Annotated in this window: 19 protein-coding genes and 1 tRNA gene; 9 read left to right on the forward strand and 11 right to left on the reverse strand. The window is 64.3% G+C overall.

The features are described 5' to 3' along the window. Positions 1–39 precede the first annotated feature (39 nt). From fmt to CCE89_RS02625, 3 genes are all read left to right on the forward strand, one after another. Positions 40–945: a methionyl-tRNA formyltransferase gene (fmt, locus tag CCE89_RS02615; RefSeq protein WP_086436462.1), complete on the forward strand. Its 906-nt coding sequence runs from the start codon at positions 40–42 to the stop codon at positions 943–945. Next, a complete protein-coding gene (gene truA / locus CCE89_RS02620) occupies positions 942–1,691 on the forward strand; it encodes a tRNA pseudouridine(38-40) synthase TruA (protein WP_086436463.1) in 750 nt (249 codons plus the stop codon). The genes fmt and truA overlap by 4 nt, the downstream gene beginning before the upstream one ends. An 82-nt stretch (positions 1,692–1,773) precedes the next feature. Then, positions 1,774–2,886 (forward strand): zinc-binding dehydrogenase, encoded by a 1,113-nt coding sequence (locus CCE89_RS02625; RefSeq protein WP_086436464.1) that lies wholly within the window; start codon positions 1,774–1,776, stop codon positions 2,884–2,886. Positions 2,887–3,027: 141 nt separating this feature from the next. Here CCE89_RS02625 and CCE89_RS02630 read toward each other — a convergent pair whose 3' ends face one another. The 3 genes from CCE89_RS02630 to CCE89_RS02640 form a co-directional block, all read right to left on the reverse strand. After that, positions 3,028–3,282, reverse strand: a complete 255-nt coding sequence (locus CCE89_RS02630; RefSeq protein ID WP_143255943.1) for a hypothetical protein — start codon at positions 3,280–3,282, stop codon at positions 3,028–3,030. Positions 3,283–3,379: 97 nt separating this feature from the next. Further along, on the reverse strand, positions 3,380–4,612 hold the full coding sequence (locus tag CCE89_RS02635) for an MFS transporter (protein ID WP_086436466.1): 1,233 nt from the start codon (positions 4,610–4,612) through the stop codon (positions 3,380–3,382). Between the two features lie 124 nt (positions 4,613–4,736). Next, entirely contained in the window at positions 4,737–5,720 is a 984-nt protein-coding gene (locus tag CCE89_RS02640; protein ID WP_086436467.1) for an asparaginase, read from the reverse strand. A gap of 109 nt (positions 5,721–5,829) precedes the next feature. Here CCE89_RS02640 and CCE89_RS02645 point away from each other — a divergent pair. Then, positions 5,830–5,905 (forward strand) — tRNA-Val (locus tag CCE89_RS02645). An 81-nt stretch (positions 5,906–5,986) separates the two neighbouring features. On the opposite strand, the gene CCE89_RS02650 is transcribed toward CCE89_RS02645, so the two are convergent. Further along, positions 5,987–6,463, reverse strand: coding sequence for a TlpA family protein disulfide reductase (locus tag CCE89_RS02650; RefSeq protein ID WP_234989903.1), 477 nt, complete (start codon positions 6,461–6,463; stop codon positions 5,987–5,989). A 112-nt stretch (positions 6,464–6,575) separates the two neighbouring features. On the opposite strand from CCE89_RS02650, the gene argH reads away from it, so the two are divergent. The 4 genes from argH to CCE89_RS02670 are packed head-to-tail and all read left to right on the forward strand — an operon-like array spanning position 6,576 to position 10,278. Beyond that, on the forward strand, positions 6,576–7,952 hold the full coding sequence (gene argH, locus CCE89_RS02655) for an argininosuccinate lyase (RefSeq protein ID WP_086436469.1): 1,377 nt from the start codon (positions 6,576–6,578) through the stop codon (positions 7,950–7,952). Next, positions 7,952–8,200 carry a hypothetical protein gene (locus tag CCE89_RS02660; protein ID WP_086436470.1) on the forward strand — a complete coding sequence of 83 codons (249 nt, stop codon included), beginning with the start codon at positions 7,952–7,954 and terminating at the stop codon, positions 8,198–8,200. The genes argH and CCE89_RS02660 overlap by 1 nt, the downstream gene beginning before the upstream one ends. Positions 8,201–8,215: 15 nt before the next feature. Continuing rightward, positions 8,216–9,478 (forward strand): diaminopimelate decarboxylase, encoded by a 1,263-nt coding sequence (lysA, locus tag CCE89_RS02665; protein ID WP_086436471.1) that lies wholly within the window; start codon positions 8,216–8,218, stop codon positions 9,476–9,478. Then, positions 9,466–10,278: a precorrin-2 dehydrogenase/sirohydrochlorin ferrochelatase family protein gene (locus tag CCE89_RS02670; RefSeq protein WP_086436472.1), complete on the forward strand. Its 813-nt coding sequence runs from the start codon at positions 9,466–9,468 to the stop codon at positions 10,276–10,278. Before lysA ends, CCE89_RS02670 begins: the two co-directional genes overlap by 13 nt. Here CCE89_RS02670 and CCE89_RS15380 read toward each other — a convergent pair. The 5 genes from CCE89_RS15380 to CCE89_RS02690 all read right to left on the reverse strand — a co-directional run bounded on the left by CCE89_RS15380 (position 10,275) and on the right by CCE89_RS02690 (position 14,538). Beyond that, the gene (locus CCE89_RS15380) at positions 10,275–10,718 is read right to left on the reverse strand and encodes a winged helix DNA-binding protein (RefSeq protein WP_327078633.1); all 444 of its coding nucleotides are present in this window, start codon (positions 10,716–10,718) and stop codon (positions 10,275–10,277) included. The genes CCE89_RS02670 and CCE89_RS15380 overlap by 4 nt on opposite strands. Before the next feature lie 161 nt (positions 10,719–10,879). Then, positions 10,880–11,248: a hypothetical protein gene (locus tag CCE89_RS15385; protein ID WP_234989904.1), complete on the reverse strand. Its 369-nt coding sequence runs from the start codon at positions 11,246–11,248 to the stop codon at positions 10,880–10,882. An 84-nt stretch (positions 11,249–11,332) separates the two neighbouring features. After that, positions 11,333–11,929: a L,D-transpeptidase family protein gene (locus tag CCE89_RS02680; protein WP_086436473.1), complete on the reverse strand. Its 597-nt coding sequence runs from the start codon at positions 11,927–11,929 to the stop codon at positions 11,333–11,335. A 50-nt stretch (positions 11,930–11,979) separates the two neighbouring features. Continuing rightward, a complete protein-coding gene (locus tag CCE89_RS02685; protein ID WP_086436474.1) occupies positions 11,980–13,269 on the reverse strand; it encodes an adenylosuccinate synthase in 1,290 nt (429 codons plus the stop codon). Between the two features lie 189 nt (positions 13,270–13,458). Further along, positions 13,459–14,538 (reverse strand): AI-2E family transporter, encoded by a 1,080-nt coding sequence (locus CCE89_RS02690; protein WP_086436475.1) that lies wholly within the window; start codon positions 14,536–14,538, stop codon positions 13,459–13,461. Between the two features lie 108 nt (positions 14,539–14,646). Between CCE89_RS02690 and CCE89_RS02695 the strand changes: the two genes are divergently transcribed. Then, a complete protein-coding gene (locus CCE89_RS02695; RefSeq protein WP_086436476.1) occupies positions 14,647–15,468 on the forward strand; it encodes an aldo/keto reductase in 822 nt (273 codons plus the stop codon). A 20-nt stretch (positions 15,469–15,488) separates the two neighbouring features. On the opposite strand, the gene CCE89_RS02700 is transcribed toward CCE89_RS02695, so the two are convergent. After that, the gene (locus tag CCE89_RS02700; RefSeq protein ID WP_086436477.1) at positions 15,489–16,607 is read right to left on the reverse strand and encodes an ATP phosphoribosyltransferase regulatory subunit; all 1,119 of its coding nucleotides are present in this window, start codon (positions 16,605–16,607) and stop codon (positions 15,489–15,491) included. A 28-nt stretch (positions 16,608–16,635) separates the two neighbouring features. Next, positions 16,636–18,219, reverse strand: coding sequence for a phosphoglycerate dehydrogenase (gene serA / locus CCE89_RS02705; protein ID WP_086436478.1), 1,584 nt, complete (start codon positions 18,217–18,219; stop codon positions 16,636–16,638). Positions 18,220–18,247: the final 28 nt, after the last annotated feature.

The raw sequence follows: 18,247 nt of genomic DNA on the forward strand, positions 1-18,247 counted from the left end.
GGGGCCAGAGCGCGACCAAGAAAGGCCACAAACACCGTCATGCGCATAATCTTCATGGGAACCCCCGATTTCGCGGTACCGGCGCTCGAAGCGCTGCATCACGCTGCGCATGAAATCGTGTGCGTCTATACGCAGCCGCCGCGTCCGGCGGGCCGGGGCAAGAAGCTGCAGCCCTCCCCCGTCCAGAAGGTCGCCGAGCGTCTGGAGATCGAGGTGCGCCATCCGAAATCGCTGAAATCTGCCGAGGAGCAGGAGAAGTTCGCCGCGCTGGAGGCCGATGTCGCTGTCGTCGCGGCCTATGGCCTGATCCTGCCGCAACCCATACTCGACGCGCCTAAGCACGGCTGCCTCAACATCCACGCCTCGATCCTGCCGCGCTGGCGCGGGGCCGCGCCGATCCACCGCGCGATCATGGCGGGCGATCCGACCACCGGCGTGACCATCATGCAGATGGAGGCGGGGCTCGACACAGGGCCGATGCTCGCCACCGTCCGCACCCCGATCGAGGACAAGACGACCGGCGAACTGACCGGGGAACTGGCCGAGCTTGGCGCGCAGTTGATGGTCGGCACGCTGCGCGATCTGCAAATCCATGTACCGGTGGCGCAGGACGACGCAGACGCGACCTATGCGCCCAAGATCGACAAGGCGGAGGCGCGGATCGACTGGTCGAAACCCGCAAAAGAAGTTGTGCGTCACATCCACGGCCTTGCCCCCTTCCCCGGTGCCTGGTTCGAGGCAGACGGGGAGCGCGTGAAGCTGCTCCGCGCTGAAGTTTCGGACGGCGCAGGCACTCCCGGTGAAGTGCTCGACGATCAGTTGACCATCGCTTGCGGAGAAGCCGCGATCCGCCCCTTGCGCCTCCAGCGTGCGGGCAAGCCGGCGATGGACCGCGCGGACTTCCTCCGCGGCAGGCAAGTGCCCAGGGGCACGAAGCTGACGTGACCCGTTTCGCCCTCACGCTCGAGTTCGACGGCACGCCCTTTTCCGGCCTCCAGCGGCAGGAGAATGCGCCCTCCGTCCAGCAGGCAGTAGAGGAAGCCGCCAGCGCGATCACCGGCGAAGACGTGACGATGTTCAGCGCGGGGCGCACCGATGCGGGCGTCCACGCGCTCGCGATGCGCAGCCATATCGAGATTGCAAAGGAGATGACGCCTTTCCGCCTGATGGAGGCATTGAACGCGCACCTTCGCCCCCAGCCCATCGCGGTGACCCATTGCGAGGCGGTGGCGGATGATTGGCACGCGCGCTTTTCCTGTATCGGCCGCTCCTATGTCTATCGCATCATCAACCGCCGCGCGCCGCTGACCTTCGACAAGAACCGCGCCTGGCAAGTGCCGCAGCCGCTCGACGAAACCGCGATGCACGATGCCGCGCAGGCGCTGGTCGGGCTGCACGACTTCACCACCTTCCGCAGCGTCCAGTGCCAGTCGCAGAGCCCGGTAAAGACGCTCGACCTCTTGACCGTCGAGCGAGAGGGCGAGGAAGTGCGCGTGCACGCCGCCGCGCGCAGCTTCCTCCACCACCAGGTCCGCAGCATGGTCGGCTGCCTCGCGCTGGTCGGCATGGGGCGCTGGGACAGGCAGCGGCTGGAAGAGGCGCTCGAAGCGCGCGATCGGCAGGAGCTTGGCCTCAACGCCCCGCCGCATGGGCTCTACTTCGTCGCAGCCCAATATCCCGACGAGACTTGACCTAACGTCACCCTAGCCAAGCGCGGATTGCAGGCGTAGCCATGCGGGTAATTCGAATTATCCGACATTGGGAGACACCGACATGAGCACTACCGGCAAACAGCTTTTCACCACCCTGACGAGCGACGGCACGCTGACGGTCGAGATAGAGGACGTCACCTTCCCCGACCCCACCGGCAACCAGGTGCTGGTCAAGATGGAGGCGGCACCGATCAACCCTTCGGACCTCGCGATCCTGACCGGCGCTGCCGACCTCGAGAATGCGGACTACTCGCCGGGCAAGTTCGTCGCCAACATGCCCGAACCCTTCAACACCGGGTCAAAGGCGCGCCACGGCCAGAAACTGCCCGCCGGTAACGAAGGCGCAGGCACGGTCGTTGCGACGGGCGACAGCGACGCTGCCAAGGCGCTGATGGGGCAACGCGTGGCCTGTGTTCCCGGCACTGCCTTCAGCCAGTATGCCATCGCCGATGCCGGTATGTGCCTGCCGCTGGGCGATCACAGCGCCGAAGCGGGCGCGTCCAGCTTCGTCAATCCGATGACCGCGCTTGGCTTTGCCGAGAATGCCAAGATGGATGGCGCCAAGGCGATGGTGCACACCGCCGCTGCCTCCAACCTCGGCCAGATGCTCATCAAGATATGCCAGGAAGACGGGATCGAGCTGGTCAACATCGTGCGCAAGCAGGAACACGTCGACATGCTCAAGGGATTGGGCGCGAAATATGTCGTGAACTCGTCCGACGATGATTTCATGAAGCAATTGCGCGAGGCGATCGACGCAACCGATGCCTTCTACGGCTTCGATCCGATCGGCGGCGGTCAGGCCGTCGACAACGTGTTCAAGGCGATGGAACAAGTCGCGGTTTCGAAGATGACCGAATATTCGCGCTATGGCTCGAACCAGCAGAAGCGCATGTTCATCTACGGCCGCCTCGACCTCGGCCCGACGATCCTGACTCCGAGCTACGGCTTCGGCTGGACGCTGTCGGGCTGGCTGCTGACGCCGTTCCTCGCCAATGCCGGCATGGAAACCGTGGGCCGGATGCGCAAGCGCGTGCTCGACCAGCTCACGACGACATTCGCCAGCAGCTACAAGCGCAAGGTGACGCTGGAGGAGATGCTGACGAAGGACGCGGTGCTCGACTATCGCCAGATGAAGACGGGCGAGAAATACCTCGTCACACCCTGGGGGTAAAACGCCTCGGCATTTGCGCGACTACGGGATCTGGAACTGTGCGGCCCCGGTCTTTGCCGGGGCACAGTTTTCACTTTATAGCGGACCTCTCGGGTCGTCGATCCCGTGTCGCGCTCAAAGCGGAAATGATGCGTGTCGCGATCAATCGGATGGCGGCGTGCTCGGGCCTGGGTCCGATACGTAGCGAGGGTCTTCCGGGCCAATGCATTCGCCGGTGACCGTGGCGCTGGACACTACGATCGCCTCGGTCTTCTTGGAATCGGTTTTCACGAACTGCTTGCCCATCGCTTCACATTGCGCGGCAGCATTTTTCGTCGCACCCTCTTCGAGATAGGTTGCACAACCCGAGAGCATTCCCACAGCGGCAGCTACGGCCGCAATCTGAGCTTTATTCATGAAGCGAATCGACCCTTAGGCCATTGAATTATGGCACGAAGCATCGATTATTCGTTTTCAGAAAAGGCGCAAGAAAATCCGGCATCAATGGCTGGACTCAAGAATCTTCGCCCATGTCTTCCGCCTCGAGCACCGCCACCATCGGCGTCGTGCGCGGCAGGCTCTGGAACAGTTGCTGTTCGCCGGTGGGCACGGCCGCCCGCCTCACGGTACGCCATATGCCGAACAGGGCAGCACCTGCCGAAAGCGCCCCGATCACGGCGAAAAGTCCCGCAGGACCAAACGCGCTCATCGCGCTCGACCCGATCATCGGTCCCGCCATCGCGCCGACCGAATAGGTCAGGACCAGGCCGCTGCTCGCGCCGACACGCTGGTCTTCATCAAGGTGGTCGTTCGAATGCGCGACACACAGCGGGTAAAGCGCGAAGGCGAACCCGCCGAAGACGCTGCCGATTGCGATCGTGCCGATTGCTGGCAGTTCGAGTGCCGCGATGGCAGCGCTGACGGCCGCAGTGATTGCAAAGCAGGCGATGATGACGCGCCGTCTGTCGAATCTGTCGGACAACCTGCCCAGCGGATATTGCAGCGCCACGCCGCCTGCAATGACGCAGGATGTAAACAGCGCGACTTGCGCGAGGCCCATTCCTATGCGCTGCACATAGACCGCGCCCATCGCATAGAAGGCGCCCAACATCGCGCCGTTGGCAAGCGTTCCTATGATCCCGAGTGGTGACGCTGCGTAAAGCTTGCGTATCGAGAAGGGCGTGATCGCTTCGATCTGGGGTTGCTCCATGCGTGTCAGCAGCACCGGCAACAGGGCGATCGACAACAGGACGGCGGAGATCATGAACGGAAGGTCAGGGGCATCCTGACCGAGATTCAGCAGGAACTGCCCCCCCGCCTGACCGCAGTAAAGCGCGATCATGTAGGCAGCGAGCACCGTGCTGCGATTGGTCGGCGTCGCTTGTCGATTGAGCCAGCTTTCGAGGCAAACGAAAACGCCTGCCATCGCGAATCCATCGATGAAGCGCAGCACGATCCATATGGTCGGCAGCTCGAGGATCGCATAGGCCAGGCTACTGGCGGAAAAGACGGTCACGAATGCCGCAAAGGCGCGGATGTGGCCGATGCGCGCAATCAGCAATTCGGCTCTCAGCGAACCGAGCGTCAACCCGGTGAAGTAACTTGTCGCAGCGAGCCCGATGATCAGCGAAGGGACGCCCGCACTCTCGAGCCGGATCGCGATAAGCGTAGACAGAAAACCGCTACCCGCCATCAGGATGAAGATCGCGAGCAGCAATGCGCGCACTGAGAGAGCAGATGCGATCATGTCAGCCGGATAGCGCCCATGCCAGTCGGCATCAAAACATTACTGGCCGGATTTGCGAGGTCATACATTCGAGCAGACCGACAACCTTCCGGAAGACTCGCAGCAACGCGGGCCTTTCCGCTACTCACCGCCCGTCGAATGCCTGCTGGATTTCCTTGAGATCGGTGGTTCCGCTGGCGATCAGCAATTGCGACAGGATGCGCGCCTTTTGCGGATTGAGAGCGCGCGCGGCGACGAAGCCATTGACGTCGTCCTCCGGCTCGCGGTCGACCAGCCCCTCGTCGGCCCGGCTGGCGCGGGCCACCAGCACGCCATCCTCCTTGCGCAGGCGGACGAGTTCGCGGCGAACGCTTTCGGGCATGTTGCCCTCGCCCACCCCCGCGATCACGATCCCACGCGTCTCCGGCCCGATCATGCAGGTCGCGGCCACCGGGTCCATGCCCGCATAGACATAGATCACCGGCACGGCAGGAAGGTTGTCGTCCCATTCGAATTGCGCAGGCTCACCGCTGCGCCACGGCGCGCCGAACCATTCGAGCGAGGACGGCGTGACCAGCCCGACCGATTCGCGCGGGAACCCGCGGAAGGCATCGGTGCCGCGGGTGCGGACCTTGCGCACGTCGCGCGCGCCGAACACCCGGTCGCCCATCACCACCAGCACGCCGCGCCCGGCAGCGTCCGGATCGCTCGCAACCCGCACCGCATTGGCGAAGTTGCGCAGTCCGTCATAGCCGACCGCGTCGGCGGGACGCATCGCGCCGACCACCACAACCGGCTTGGTTGCGGGCAGCGTCAGGTCGAGCAGGAAGGCAGTCTCTTCCAGCGTGTCGGTGCCGTGGGTGACGATGATCCCGTCGCAGCCGTCGTCTTTTAGCGCGTCATCAATGGCGCGGTGGAGCTCGTTCCAGACCTGCGGGCCGATGTCCGCCGAATCGATATTGGCGATCTGGCGCCCGCTCAGTTCGGCTTCGAGGCCTAGCGCGCCGACTTTTTCGAGATAGTCCCCGATCTCGATCTGGCCCGCGCGATAGTCCTTTGCGATCGCTGATCCTGCGATTCCTGCTATCGTGCCGCCGGTGGCGAGAACGGTGATCCTGGTCGATGTCATGGGTGCGGCGATAGGGCAGCGTGGAGCCGAATTACAATCGGCAATTGATTTTGAACGAATCGGCGCTAGATAGCGCCCACCCGCAGCGGCGATTACGCCATGGGCCGTGGGGCGATTAGCTCAGTTGGTAGAGCATCTCGTTTACACCGAGAGGGTCGGCAGTTCGAGCCTGTCATCGCCCACCAGCATTTTGCGACGCGAAACCCTCCGGGGGAGGGTTTCAGCCACAATGCTCCCAAGCGACAGCGCGGGAGGAAACCCGCGCCCTACTCCGCAACCGCCTCGCGCACTGCCGCGATCGCCTCTTCGCTGTTCCAGTGATAGCCGCCCGCCACGCGGAAGACCTCTCGTCCCTGCGCATCGAACAGCACCGTCAGCGGCATTGCGCCGACATCGTCCAGCGCCCCGCTCAGTTGCGCCTCGGGGTCGAGCCACGGCTCCAGATTGCGAAAATCTCGCTCGGCAAAGAACGGGTCGACCACTTCTGCGCCGCGCATGTCCTGGCTGACGGTAACGACCCGAACCTCGTCCCCGAGCGTATCGGCAAGCTCGTCCAGCATGGGCATTTCGACCACGCAGGGCGCGCACCACGTCGCCCACAGGTTGAGCAGCACCGGCTGCCCTTGCGTTGCGCCCAGATTGAGCGTTTTGCCAGAAGGATCGGTCACGTTGATCGCCGGCATCAGCGTGCCCGCCTGCGAGCGGTCGATCTCGCCGCTCAAGCCCTGCTTCTCGCCCGCCAACTCTCCCTGTTGTTGCGCGGGCTCGTCTGCGCCCCTATCGCAGCCAGCAAGAAGCAGCGCCGAGGCAAGAAAAGTGAGCGATAACCGTAAGGACACGGGCGTCTCCAACAAGATGTGGGGCGGGAGGTTCGCCGAAGGGCCTAGCGCGATCATGCGCGAAATCAATGCCTCGATTCCCTTCGACAAGGCACTGTGGCGGCAGGATATCACCGCCAGCCGCGCCCATGCCGCAATGCTCGCCGCGCAGGGGATCATCACGGAAGAGGATGCGGCGACGATCGACGGCGGGCTGGATCGGATCGCCGAAGAATACGAGCGCGATGGCGTGCCCGAGGACTGGGACCTCGAGGATATTCACATGACGACCGAGGCGCGGCTTGGCGCCCTGGTCGGACCCGCCGCCGGACGGCTCCACACCGCGCGCAGCCGCAACGACCAGGTCGCGACCGATTTCCGCATGTGGGTGCGCGATGCGATCGACCAGGCGATTGCCGGTCTGCACGCATTGCAGCATGCGTTGGTTGCGCGGGCAGAAGAGCACGCCGACAGCATCATGCCCGGCTTCACCCATTTGCAGACCGCGCAACCGGTCACGCTCGGCCATCACCTGCTCGCCTATTACGAGATGATTGCGCGCGACGTGTCCCGTTTTTCCGACGCGAGGGTGCGAATGAACGAAAGCCCGCTTGGCTCTGCCGCACTAGCGGGCACGGGCTTCCCGATCGACCGCGATGCAACCGCGAGTGCGCTTGGCTTCGACCGGCCGACCGCCAACAGCCTCGATGCCGTATCCGACCGCGATTTCGCGCTCGATTACCTCATGGCGGCGAGCCAGTGCGCGCTGCACCTCTCGCGGCTTGCCGAGGAGATGATCATCTGGGCGAGCCAACCCTTCGGCTTCATCCGCATGCCCGATACGTTGAGCACCGGCAGCTCGATCATGCCGCAGAAGAAGAACCCCGATGCCGCCGAGCTGGTGCGCGGTCATGCCGGACGGGTGATCGGTTGCACCACCGCGCTGATGATCACGATGAAGGGCCTGCCGCTCGCCTATTCGAAGGACATGCAGGACGACAAGCCGCCGGTGTTCGAGGCTGCCAGCCTGCTCGGCCTTTCCATCGCGGCGATGACGGGCATGGTGGCCGACAGCACGTTCAACACGGACCGGATGCGGCAGGCAGCCGAGCTCGGCTATGCCACCGCAACCGACCTTGCCGACTGGCTGGTGCGCGAGGCGGACATCCCCTTCCGCGAGGCGCATCACATCACCGGCGCTGCCGTCAAACTGGCCGAGCAGCGCGGGGTCGCGCTCGACCAGCTCTCGCTCGATGACCTGACAGAGATCGACAGCCGGATCGGCGAGCGCGTGTTCGATGCGCTCTCGGTCGATGCCTCGGTCGCCTCGCGCGCATCCTATGGCGGAACCGCGCCCGAACAGGTAAGGGCGCAGGTCAAGCGCGCCAAGGCGCGGCTCGCGGAGAAAGATTGATGCGTAGGCTCACCCAAACGATCCTTGGCCTCACGGCCTTTATGGCGCTTTCCGCCTGCGGGCAGCGTGCCGATCTCGAACCGCAGGCCGGGCAAAGCCTGCCACCGGCGGAATATGGCAGCCAGGCGCAGCCCACCGCCGAAGAACTGCTCGAACTGCCTACCCTCGCCGCGCCCGAACGCAGCGTCGAATTGCGCCGCCGCTCCGAAGAGCGCGAAGACGATCCCTTCGATCTGCCCCCCGAATAGGAATACCGACGCACAATGGATCATTTCGCGCTTCGTGACGGCGTGCTTCATGCCGAGGACGTGCCGCTTCCGCGCATTGCGGAGGAGGTCGGGACGCCGGTCTATGTCTATTCGCGCGCCACGCTGGAACGCCATGCGCGTGTCTTTGCAGAGGGGCTGGCAGACGTCCCCGACAAGCTGATCGCATTCGCGGTCAAGTCCAACCCCAACCTTGCCGTGCTCAAGGTGCTGCAACGCGCAGGCTTTGGCGCCGACGTGGTCTCCGGCGGCGAGATGCGGCGCGCCCTGGCTGCTGGCATGGCGCCCGAAGCGATCGTCTTTTCGGGCGTCGGCAAGACGATGCACGAGCTGTCCGAAGCACTCGATGCAGGGATCGGCCAGTTCAACATCGAATCGCGCGAAGAAGGCCGCGAGCTGGCCGAACTCGCCGCCGCCCGCGGACAAAGCGCTCCTGCCTGCCTGCGCATCAATCCCGATGTCGATGCGAAGACGCACGAGAAGATCTCGACCGGCAAGGCCGAGAACAAGTTCGGCATCCCGCTGATCCATGCGCGCGACGTTTTCGCCGAACTGGCCGGTCTGGAGGGCCTCGATCTGCGCGGCGTGGCGGTGCACATCGGCAGCCAGCTGCTCGATCTCGAACCGCTCGAAACCGCCTTCGGCAAGGTGGGTGAACTGGTCGCGGACCTGCGCGAGGCGGGCCACACGATCACCCATGTCGATCTAGGCGGTGGTCTGGGCGTGCCGTACAAGGCGGGTGAAAACCCGCCCTCGCCCGCCGAATATGGCGCGATGGTCGCGCGCGTGACCAAGGATTGGGGCGTGCACCTGACCTTCGAACCCGGCCGCGTGATCGCGGGCAATGCCGGTGTGTTGCTGACCCGCGTGGTCAGGGTGAAGCGCGGCGGCAATGGCCCGCCCTTCGTCATCGTCGACGCCGCCATGAACGATCTCGCGCGGCCCGCGCTCTACGGCGCATGGCATGATTTCGAAGCGGTCGAACCCAGCGGGGAGCGCCTGACCGCGAACATCGTCGGCCCGATCTGCGAGACCGGCGATACCTTCGCGCGCGACCGTGAATGCGATGCGCTGAAATCGGGCGACCTCGCCGTGTTCCGGACCGCCGGGGCCTATGGCGCAACCATGGCCTCGAGCTACAACTCGCGCGGTTTCGTCGCCGAAGTGCTGGTCGATGGCGATAAATATGCGGTGGTGGCAGACCGCATCGATGCAGGCGCGATCATGGATGCCGAGCGCGTGCCCGAATGGCTGGCATAGGCTCGCTTCCGCTGTTCCACCAGATCCGCGGGCAGAAAGTGCTCGTGCTGGGGGAAGGCGAAGCGGCTGAGCCGAAACGCCGACTGGTCGAACGCGCCGGCGGTATCATCGAGGATGACATGCAGCGCGCGGTCGATGAGGGCGTGCGGATCGCCTTCGTCGCCTATGACGATGCGCGCGCTTGCGAGAACGCCGCGATCAATCTGCGCTGCGCCGGAATGCTGGTGAACGTGGTCGACATGCCCGCGCTGTGCGACTTCACCACGCCGAGCATACTCGACCGCGATCCGGTGCTGATCGCGGTGGGCACCGGTGGTGCGTCGGCGGGGCTTGCCAAGCACGTCCGGTTGCGGCTCGAGCGCATCCTGCCAGAGACGCTGGGCGATCTTGCCAAGGCGCTTTTCGGCGCGCGCGACAGGTTGCGCGAACGCTTTCCGCAGGGTGCGGAGCGGCGCCGAGCACTCGACGAAGCTCTGCGCGAAGGCGGCGCGCTCGATGCGCTCGATCCCGCATCTGCGGATCGCGTCGACGCATGGATGGAGGGAGCGGCAGCAGCGCGCCAAGCCACGGGCAGACACGAGATTGCGTTGACCTCGACCGATCCCGAAATGCTCACCTTGCGCGATGCGCGCCTTCTCGGCGAGGCGGATACGATCCTGCTCGACGGCGACATTCCCGAAGCCATTCTGGCCCGCGCGCGCGCCGATGCCGTGAGGCTGCCCTATGGCGGAGTGACACATGACGAGACCGAAGCCGGTCTTACCGTCATCATGCGCGCGCCACCTTCGACAAAGGCCTAGGCCGCAGCCACCAGCGGAGCTTCGATCAGGGCGAAATAGCGCGACATGGGATCGCGCGATTTGGCGCTGAGCGAGATGAATGCGCGGCGCTTGTCACTGGGATCGTCGATCCGTTCGAACAAGCCGTTTTCGGTCATCTGGCGCACCCAGCGCAGCGCGGTCGTCGGCGGAACGCCAGAGGCGATGCACAGCGACGTGACCGAGACCCGCACGCCTTCGCCATGCGCCGCCGTCAGGTCGAGAAGCATGTCCCACGCCGGATCGGCGAAAAGCTCCGCATCGAAGAACTTCGAGCGCGCCTGACGCTCGGTAATGATCCGCCGTACGTGGCTCGGACTGGGAAAGCGCAGTTCCTTCGCGCTGCTATCGTCTTGCGAGAAACCCGAGAACACCGAACGCTCTCCTGCGCCCGCTGCACCGCCTCCGGACTGTCCGGCCATCGCCTGTGGGTTGTTCGAAAGGCCTCGATCTTCTGCGCGATGGCATCGACCTGTTCGGACAGGCGGAGCAGCGCCAGGCGATCGGCCTCCGACAATTCGCGAACCTTGCCGCCCGATATGCTTCCGAGCGTCCGGCCCACCGCGACCACACGTTCGGAGCGTTACGCATCGACAAGGATCTGCGGCGCGGACTGGTCGAAACAGGCGAACACCTCGTCCAGAGCATCGAGCGAGGTCGTGACGATCAGCTGCGCACCGCTCCGGGCGATCCGCATGTCGAGCCGCGAGAGCGCGGCACACAGCTTGACGTCGACCGATACGCAATCGAGCAGGACGACATCGCCGAGGCTCTTCGCTTCCCCTTCGAGCAGTTCCTGCAAGGGGGCGCTGCGCAGCACGCGAAAGCCGGCCGCTTCCATGTCCTCGGCCATTTCGTGGCGCACGCCAGCGCGGTCGGCAAAGATCGCGACACCTGCCCGAAGTCCCGCCGCATCCTCGGCGGAATGATAGGATAAGTCGTTATCGCTCATCGAATCGCCTCCATGTTCTATGGAAACGTAAGTAGAACAAACAGGGTTCATGTCAAGAAAAGCGTTGTGAGATCAGCGCTCTGGCTATTGCCGTATCACGATGGGCGTGCCGTTGGGCACAAGCCGCCACAACTCCTCGATCTCGTGGTTGGCGAGCGCGATGCAGCCATCGGTCCAGTCGCCACGCATCCGCAAATCGCTGGCAAGACCGTTGGGCTGACCGTGGATGAAGATGTCCCCACCGGGCGAACGGCCATAGCTCGCGGCGAAGGCCCGATCCGAACGATTGGGATAGGATATACCGAGGCTGAGGTAATAGGAGCTCTGCGGATTGCGCCGGTCGATGGTGTAGCGCCCTTCCGGCGTGCGCTCGTCCCCTTCGAATCGCTTGTGCCCGAGGGGCGCGTCACCGAACTGTATCCCGCGATAGGCACGGATCGCCTTGCCATCCGAATAGGCGACGAGGATGCGATCCGATTTGTCGACCAGCACGAAGTCGGCAAAGGCCGGTCCGCCCGGTCGCCTGATTTCGCGCGAGGCACCGCGCCGCTGGTAGTCGGCGCTGGCATAGGCGCTCTCGGCGGGGGCGAGACCCGCATCGCCGGACACCGTTTCGGCCCCCTGCTGGTCTGCCGCGCAGCCGAACAGTACGAGCATCGGCAAGAGCACTTCGATACGCATGGGCGAGGAAGCTATCGCGCGATGCGTCGCGGCGCAATCCGCAGCGATGCCTAGTCCATGAATGGGTCAGTTACGAGGATCGTATCGTCGCGCTCAGGGCTGGTCGAGACCAGCGCGACAGGCGTTTCGATCAGCTCCTGAACGCGCTGGATATACTTGATCGCATTGGCGGGAAGCTCGGCCCAGCTGCGCGCACCCGCAGTGCTTTGCGACCAGCCTTCCATTTCCTCGTAGATCGGTTCGACCGCGGCCTGGTCGGCGGCATGAGCAGGATAGTAATCCATGATCTTGCCGCGCAGGCGATAGCCGGTGCAGATCTTCACCGTCTCCAGGCCGTCGAGCACGTCGATCTTCGTCAGCGCGATGCCGGTCACGCCCGAAATCGCACAGCTCTGGCGCACGATCACCGCATCGAACCAGCCGACCCGGCGCTGACGCCCGGTGACGGTGCCGAATTCGTGTCCGCGCTCGCCCAGACGCTGGCCAACCTCGTCATCGAGCTCGGTCGGGAAAGGGCCGCTGCCGACGCGGGTGGTGTAGGCCTTGACGATGCCGAGAACGAAGCCGGTAGCATTGGGGCCGAGGCCGCTTCCGCTCGCCGCAGTCCCGCTCACCGTGTTCGAGCTGGTTACGAAGGGATAGGTGCCGTGATCGATGTCGAGCAGCACGCCTTGCGCGCCTTCGAACAGGATGCGCGCGCCGGCCTTGCGCACCTTCTTGAGGCGCTTCCACACCGGCTGGGCAAAACGCAGGACGGAGGGCGCGATTTCGCGCAGTTCGGCGAGCAACGCCTCGCGATCGACCGGCGGCTGGTCGAAACCGGCACGCAGCGCGTCATGGTGCGCGCAAAGGCGGTCGAGCTGCGGTTCCAGATCATCGAGATGCGCAAGATCGCAGACGCGGATCGCGCGGCGGCCGACCTTGTCCTCGTAAGCCGGGCCGATCCCGCGACCGGTGGTGCCGATCTTGCCCGACCCTGCCGCGGTTTCGCGCAGGCCATCGAGGTCGCGGTGGATCGGCAGGATCAGCGGGCAGTTGTCGGCAATCGCGAAATTGTCTTCGTGGATAATGACGCCCTGGCTTTCGAGCTTTTCGATTTCCGACTTCAGATGCCAGGGGTCGAGCACAACGCCATTGCCGATGATCGACAGCGTGCCGGTGACGATACCCGAAGGCAGCAGCGAGAGCTTGTAGGTGGTGTCGCCGACGACCAGCGTGTGCCCGGCATTGTGGCCGCCCTGGAAACGGACGACGGCATCGGCGCGGCTGGCGAGCCAGTCGACGATCTTGCCCTTGCCCTCATCGCCCCACTGGGCGCCGATTACGGTTACGTTGGCCATGCTTACACCTTACCCCCTGCCCGGGGGATCCTCATGGTCCTTCGACAGGACTCGACCGTGGGATTTGGATGAAGGGACGAGATGCGTCCCGAATGCGCCGCGCGGGTTAGGGCTTGGCATGGGGGCGAGTCAAGCATGTCCCCCGTTCCTTTCTGAATCCAGCGCAATCAACGCAACTTCTCAAGGCTGCTAGCGATCCTCGCCGGGTATCGGCGTTGGTGTATCCAGCGCCTCCTGCACGTAGAGCTTCTTGATGAGGACGTAGAAGACCACCGTCAGGGGCGCAGCCATGAGCACGCCGACCACGCCGAAAATATAAGTAAAGATCAGCAAGGAGAACAACAGGATAGCGGGCGGAAGCTCGACTGCGTGTTGCTGGATAATGGGCGTGATCAGATTCCCCTCGGTCTGCTGGATCACCAGATAGAGACCGGCGGCAAGCAGAGCATGCGTCGGGCTGACCAGCAAGGCCAATAGAATGCCCGGGACCGCCGCCAGTATCGGTCCGAAGAACGGAATGATCTCCAGCAGGCCGGCAAGCAGACCAAGCGCCAGGAAGGATGGGACGCCGATCAACCACAGCCCGATCCCGACGAGCAGCCCCACGCCGATCATTGCAACCAGGCGGCCCTTGAACCACAGCCGCAGGGCTGTCTCCATGTCGTCGAGCGTGGCCGCTGCGACGTTTCGCCGTGCGGCGGGTACGAGCTTGATCAATCCGGTCCGATAGAGTTTGGGCCGCGCTGCCAGAAAGATGCTGCCGACCACGACCACGATGAAATCGGTGAGGCCATTGCCGATGGACATGAGCATGCCGCCAAGGCTGCCTCCTTCGGCAAACGCCCCTGTCAGGCGTTCGACCTGCTGGTCGACCCATCCGCCCACGCCGAATTCGCGGGCCGTGGAGCGAAGCTGGTCCAGCGCGTCGGGCAGTACCGCCGCTATCGATTCGGCCTGTTCGGCAATCTCCGATCCGAACAGATAAAGCATGCCCGCTGTAAAGGCGACCACAGCGCCGACGGTTATGGCGAGCCCGACGCTCTGAGGTACATGGGCGCGATCATGCAGCCAGCGGGCCGCTGCGTGCCACAAGACGCCGAGCAGGACCGCGCCGAATACAAGCACGAGGATATAGCGCATTTCCCAGAGAAGCAGGGCGATACCAATGACGAGTATCGCCAGGATCAGTCGCCGGACAAACCAGCCATCGCTCTTTTGAGCTTGCTCCTCGATGATGCTCTCCTGCTGCTTGCTGGTAATCCAACGCAGTAGCGCGCGATTGGTTCACGCTCGGTAGGCAAGCTGTTGTTTGCAAGGTCGACACGCAATTCGGAAACATATGCGGCGCCGCACCATTGATGGGGCAAAGGAGACTTCATGACTACTCAACCTACACTCGCCCTCAACGATGGCCGCCAGATTCCCCAGCTCGGTTTCGGAACCTGGGAGATTGCCCCGGAGGATGCCGAGGAAGCCGTGCACCACGCGGTCAAGGTCGGCTACTGGCTGGTCGATACCGCCGCGATCTACCGCAACGAGGAAGAGGTCGGCAAAGGGATCGGCGACTGGTCCGATATCTTCCTGCAGACCAAGATCTGGAACGCGAGCCAGGGCTATGACCGCACGCTGAAGGCTGCCGACAAGTGCCTCTCGCGCCTTGGCCGCGAGCATGTCGACATGCTGCTGATCCACTGGCCCTGCCCCGACAAGGGCCTGTTCGTCGACACCTGGAAAGCGCTGATCGAACTGCGCCGCCAAGGCAAGGCGAAGTCGATCGGCGTATCCAATTTCCGCGAGAAAGACCTGAAGCGCATCGTTGGCGAAACCGGCGTCACGCCCGCGCTGAACCAGATCGAACTCCACCCCTCGTTCCAGCAGCGCGACATGCGCCGCGTGCACGAGGAGATGGGCATTCTCACGCAAAGCTGGTCGCCGCTCGGCCAGGGCAATGCCTTCGGCAACGACACGATTGCCGCAATCGCGCAGGAAACCGGCCAGTCGGCGCCGGCCGTCGTCATTCGCTGGCACATCCAGCATGGCTTCAGCACGCTGCCACGCTCGACCAATCCCGATCACATCAAGGACAATTTCTCCGCCTTGTCGTTCGAACTGTCGGACGAGCAGATGGCGCGGATCGATGCGCTCGACAGCAAGGATGGCCGGATGGGTCCGAACCCCTCGAACTTTCAGGACATGTAGGCCGGGAAATCCGGCAGCGCCTAGAGCGCGACGGTATCCTTGCCGTCGAGCCTGTGGGTGCAGCCGAGCGCCTGCGGGTCCTCGCCCTCGCCGATCTGTGCGACCGTGCGCCAGCCGATGGCGCGCAATCGGCGAGCGGCCTCGCGGTCATGGCCGGTCGGCAGGTAGAGCGTGTCCGCCCGTTCGGGATCGGGGACCGCGCTGGCAATCGTATCGAGGAATAGCGAGAAACCGGTTGCCGGTTCCTCGCTGCCCGCGATGCAATAGGTGCCGCCGCGCCCTGCAGCGCCGCGCACATTCTCGGCATAGAGGGTGAAGCCGAACCAGCTCTGGTATTCGAAACCGTGGCGCTCGGTCGGATCGAGCGTGATGCGCGCAGCATCGCCAATCCGCGCCGCGACCTGTTCCAGCCCGGCAATGCGCGTCGCGAGCGCACCGCCCGCGTCGATCGCCCGCAGTTTCTCGACCGCATCGGCAAAGGGGCCGGTAGCAAAGAGCAGCGGCAGGTAAGCCTCGCCGCCTGCATCCTTCAGCCCGCCTGCGTCCTTGGTATCGAGCTCGCGGCGGACTGCTTTGCGCGCCTCTTCAGGCAGCGGCATGGCATTGTCGGCCAAAGTATCGACGAGGTCGGGCAGCGTGAAATCGACCGAGATGCCGGTCACACCCGCAGCTGCCACGGCCTCGATCGCGAGTGTCACGACTTCTGCGGCGGCCTCGACCGTATCGGCCCCGATCAGCTCGGCACCCAGCTGCACGCGCCCGCGCGCGGGGTCGAGCTGGTCGGCGCGGATCACCGCCGTGTCTCCGCTATAGGCCAAGCGAAGCGGACGCGGCGCATTGGCCATGCCGGTTGCGGCAATACGGCCGATCTGCGGCGTGATGTCGCTGCGCAGGGCAAGCGTGCGCAGGCTGGCCGGATCGACGAAGCGGAACATGCGGCGCGGCTGCGCCTCGTCCGGCCCCTTGGCCATCCGCCCGGCGAGCGATTTCTCGAACTCGATCAGCGGCGGCAGGACCCGGTCGTAGCCATGCGCGTCCAGCACACCGAGCGCGGCGCGCATGGCATGGGTGATGCGGCGCGCCTCGTCCGGCAGGCGGTCTTCGAGACCTTCGGGCAGGAGATCGTCTGGTTCGGTCATTGCGCTGGCGCGCTTGCCCTATTGCGGATCAGAACTCCAGCCCCTTCACCGTCTTGACGCCCTCAAGTTTGCAGGCTGCATCGATCACGTCCTGGCCGATCGGCTGGTCGACGCTGAGCAGCAGGACCGCCTCGTCGCCCGCGTCGCGGCGCCCAAGGTGGAACGTGCCGATGTTGATGCCTTTTTCGCCCAGCAGCGTACCGATCCGGCCGATGAAGCCGGGCGCATCCTCGTTGACGATGTAGAGCATGTCTCCGGCAAGGTCGGCTTCGATGCCGACGCCGAAGATTTCCACCAGACGCGGAGCCTCGGGGCCGAACAGCGTGCCCGCAACCGAACGGTCGCCGGTGCTGGTGCCAACGGTGACGCGCAGCAGCGTATTGTACGCCCCCTCGCGCTCGTGGCGGACCGAGCGCACGTCGAGCCCGCGCTCCTTTGCCAGATAGGGCGCGTTGACCATGTTCACGCTGTCCGAATAGCGGCTCATGAACCCTGCCAGCACAGCCGCTTCGATCGGCTTGCCCGAAAGCTCTGCCGCTGCGCCTTCGCGCTCGATGCTGATCTTGGTCAGATTGCCATGCGCCAGTTGCCCGACGAGGCTGCCGAGGCTTTCGGCGAGCTTCATGTAAGGGCGCAGCTTCGGCGCTTCTTCGGCCGAAAGCGACGGCACGTTGAGCGCGTTGGTGACACCGCCGTTGACGAGATAATCGCTCATCTGTTCCGCAACCTGCAGCGCGACATTGACCTGCGCTTCAGTGGTCGAAGCGCCAAGGTGCGGCGTGCAGATGAAACCAGGCGCGCCGAACAGCGGGTTTTCCTTGGCCGGTTCGGTTTCGAACACGTCGAATGCCGCGCCAGCGATATGGCCGCTTTCGAGCAGGTCCTTGAGCGCCGCTTCATCGACCAGCCCGCCGCGCGCGCAGTTGATGATGCGGATGCCGGGCTTTGCATTCTCGAGCCGCTCGCGGTTCAGGATGTTGCGCGTCTGGTCGGTCAGCGGAGTATGCAGGCTGACGAAATCGGCACGGCTCAGCAGCGTGTCCAGATCGACCTTCTCGACGCCCAGTTCGACGGCGCGCTCTTCGGTGAGGAAGGGATCGTAGGCGATGACCTTCATCTTGAGGCCCTGCGCGCGGCTCGCCGCGATCGTGCCGATATTGCCGGCACCGATCAGGCCGAAGGTCTTGCCGGTTACTTCGACGCCCATGAAATCGCTCTTGGGCCATTCGCCCGCCTGCGTGCGTGCGTTGGCAGCAGGGATCTGGCGAGCGAGCGCCATCATCATCGCGATGGCGTGTTCGGCGGTCGTGATCGAGTTTCCGAAGGGCGTGTTCATCACCACGACGCCCTGCGAAGAGGCAGCAGGAATATCGACATTGTCGACGCCGATGCCGGCGCGGCCGATCACCTTGAGGTTGGTCGCGGCCGACAGGATGTCGGCGGTCACCTTGGTCGAGGAGCGGATGGCGAGGCCATCGTATTCTCCGATGCGCGCTTTCAGTTCTTCAGGCGTTTCGCCGGTGATGACGTCGACGTCGCAGCCGCGCTCTTCGAAGATCTTTGCGGCATTCGGGTCCATCTTGTCGGAGATGAGGACTTTGGGTTTGGTCATGATGGAATTGTCCTGTCGTTGCCCGGCT

Origin of the sequence: Altererythrobacter xiamenensis (assembly GCF_900177715.1) — a bacterium.
In the GTDB taxonomy this organism is placed as follows: domain Bacteria; phylum Pseudomonadota; class Alphaproteobacteria; order Sphingomonadales; family Sphingomonadaceae; genus Erythrobacter; species Erythrobacter xiamenensis.

What these genes read in the sequence shown, in the direction of transcription:
- CCE89_RS15380 (WP_327078633.1), bottom strand. Translation starts at nt 10,718, where the DNA reads ATGGCCGGACAGTCCGGAGGCGGTGCAGCGGGCGCAGGAGAGCGTTCG.
- CCE89_RS02680 (WP_086436473.1), bottom strand. Translation starts at nt 11,929, where the DNA reads ATGCGTATCGAAGTGCTCTTGCCGATGCTCGTACTGTTCGGCTGCGCG.
- CCE89_RS02625 (WP_086436464.1), top strand. Translation starts at nt 1,774, where the DNA reads ATGAGCACTACCGGCAAACAGCTTTTCACCACCCTGACGAGCGACGGC.
- CCE89_RS02640 (WP_086436467.1), bottom strand. Translation starts at nt 5,720, where the DNA reads ATGACATCGACCAGGATCACCGTTCTCGCCACCGGCGGCACGATAGCA.
- CCE89_RS02695 (WP_086436476.1), top strand. Translation starts at nt 14,647, where the DNA reads ATGACTACTCAACCTACACTCGCCCTCAACGATGGCCGCCAGATTCCC.
- CCE89_RS02685 (WP_086436474.1), bottom strand. Translation starts at nt 13,269, where the DNA reads ATGGCCAACGTAACCGTAATCGGCGCCCAGTGGGGCGATGAGGGCAAG.
- CCE89_RS02700 (WP_086436477.1), bottom strand. Translation starts at nt 16,607, where the DNA reads ATGACCGAACCAGACGATCTCCTGCCCGAAGGTCTCGAAGACCGCCTG.
- CCE89_RS02660 (WP_086436470.1), top strand. Translation starts at nt 7,952, where the DNA reads ATGCGTAGGCTCACCCAAACGATCCTTGGCCTCACGGCCTTTATGGCG.
- CCE89_RS02635 (WP_086436466.1), bottom strand. Translation starts at nt 4,612, where the DNA reads ATGATCGCATCTGCTCTCTCAGTGCGCGCATTGCTGCTCGCGATCTTC.
- fmt (WP_086436462.1), top strand. Translation starts at nt 40, where the DNA reads ATGCGCATAATCTTCATGGGAACCCCCGATTTCGCGGTACCGGCGCTC.
- CCE89_RS02670 (WP_086436472.1), top strand. Translation starts at nt 9,466, where the DNA reads ATGGCTGGCATAGGCTCGCTTCCGCTGTTCCACCAGATCCGCGGGCAG.
- serA (WP_086436478.1), bottom strand. Translation starts at nt 18,219, where the DNA reads ATGACCAAACCCAAAGTCCTCATCTCCGACAAGATGGACCCGAATGCC.
- CCE89_RS15385 (WP_234989904.1), bottom strand. Translation starts at nt 11,248, where the DNA reads ATGAGCGATAACGACTTATCCTATCATTCCGCCGAGGATGCGGCGGGA.
- lysA (WP_086436471.1), top strand. Translation starts at nt 8,216, where the DNA reads ATGGATCATTTCGCGCTTCGTGACGGCGTGCTTCATGCCGAGGACGTG.
- CCE89_RS02630 (WP_143255943.1), bottom strand. Translation starts at nt 3,282, where the DNA reads ATGAATAAAGCTCAGATTGCGGCCGTAGCTGCCGCTGTGGGAATGCTC.
- argH (WP_086436469.1), top strand. Translation starts at nt 6,576, where the DNA reads ATGTGGGGCGGGAGGTTCGCCGAAGGGCCTAGCGCGATCATGCGCGAA.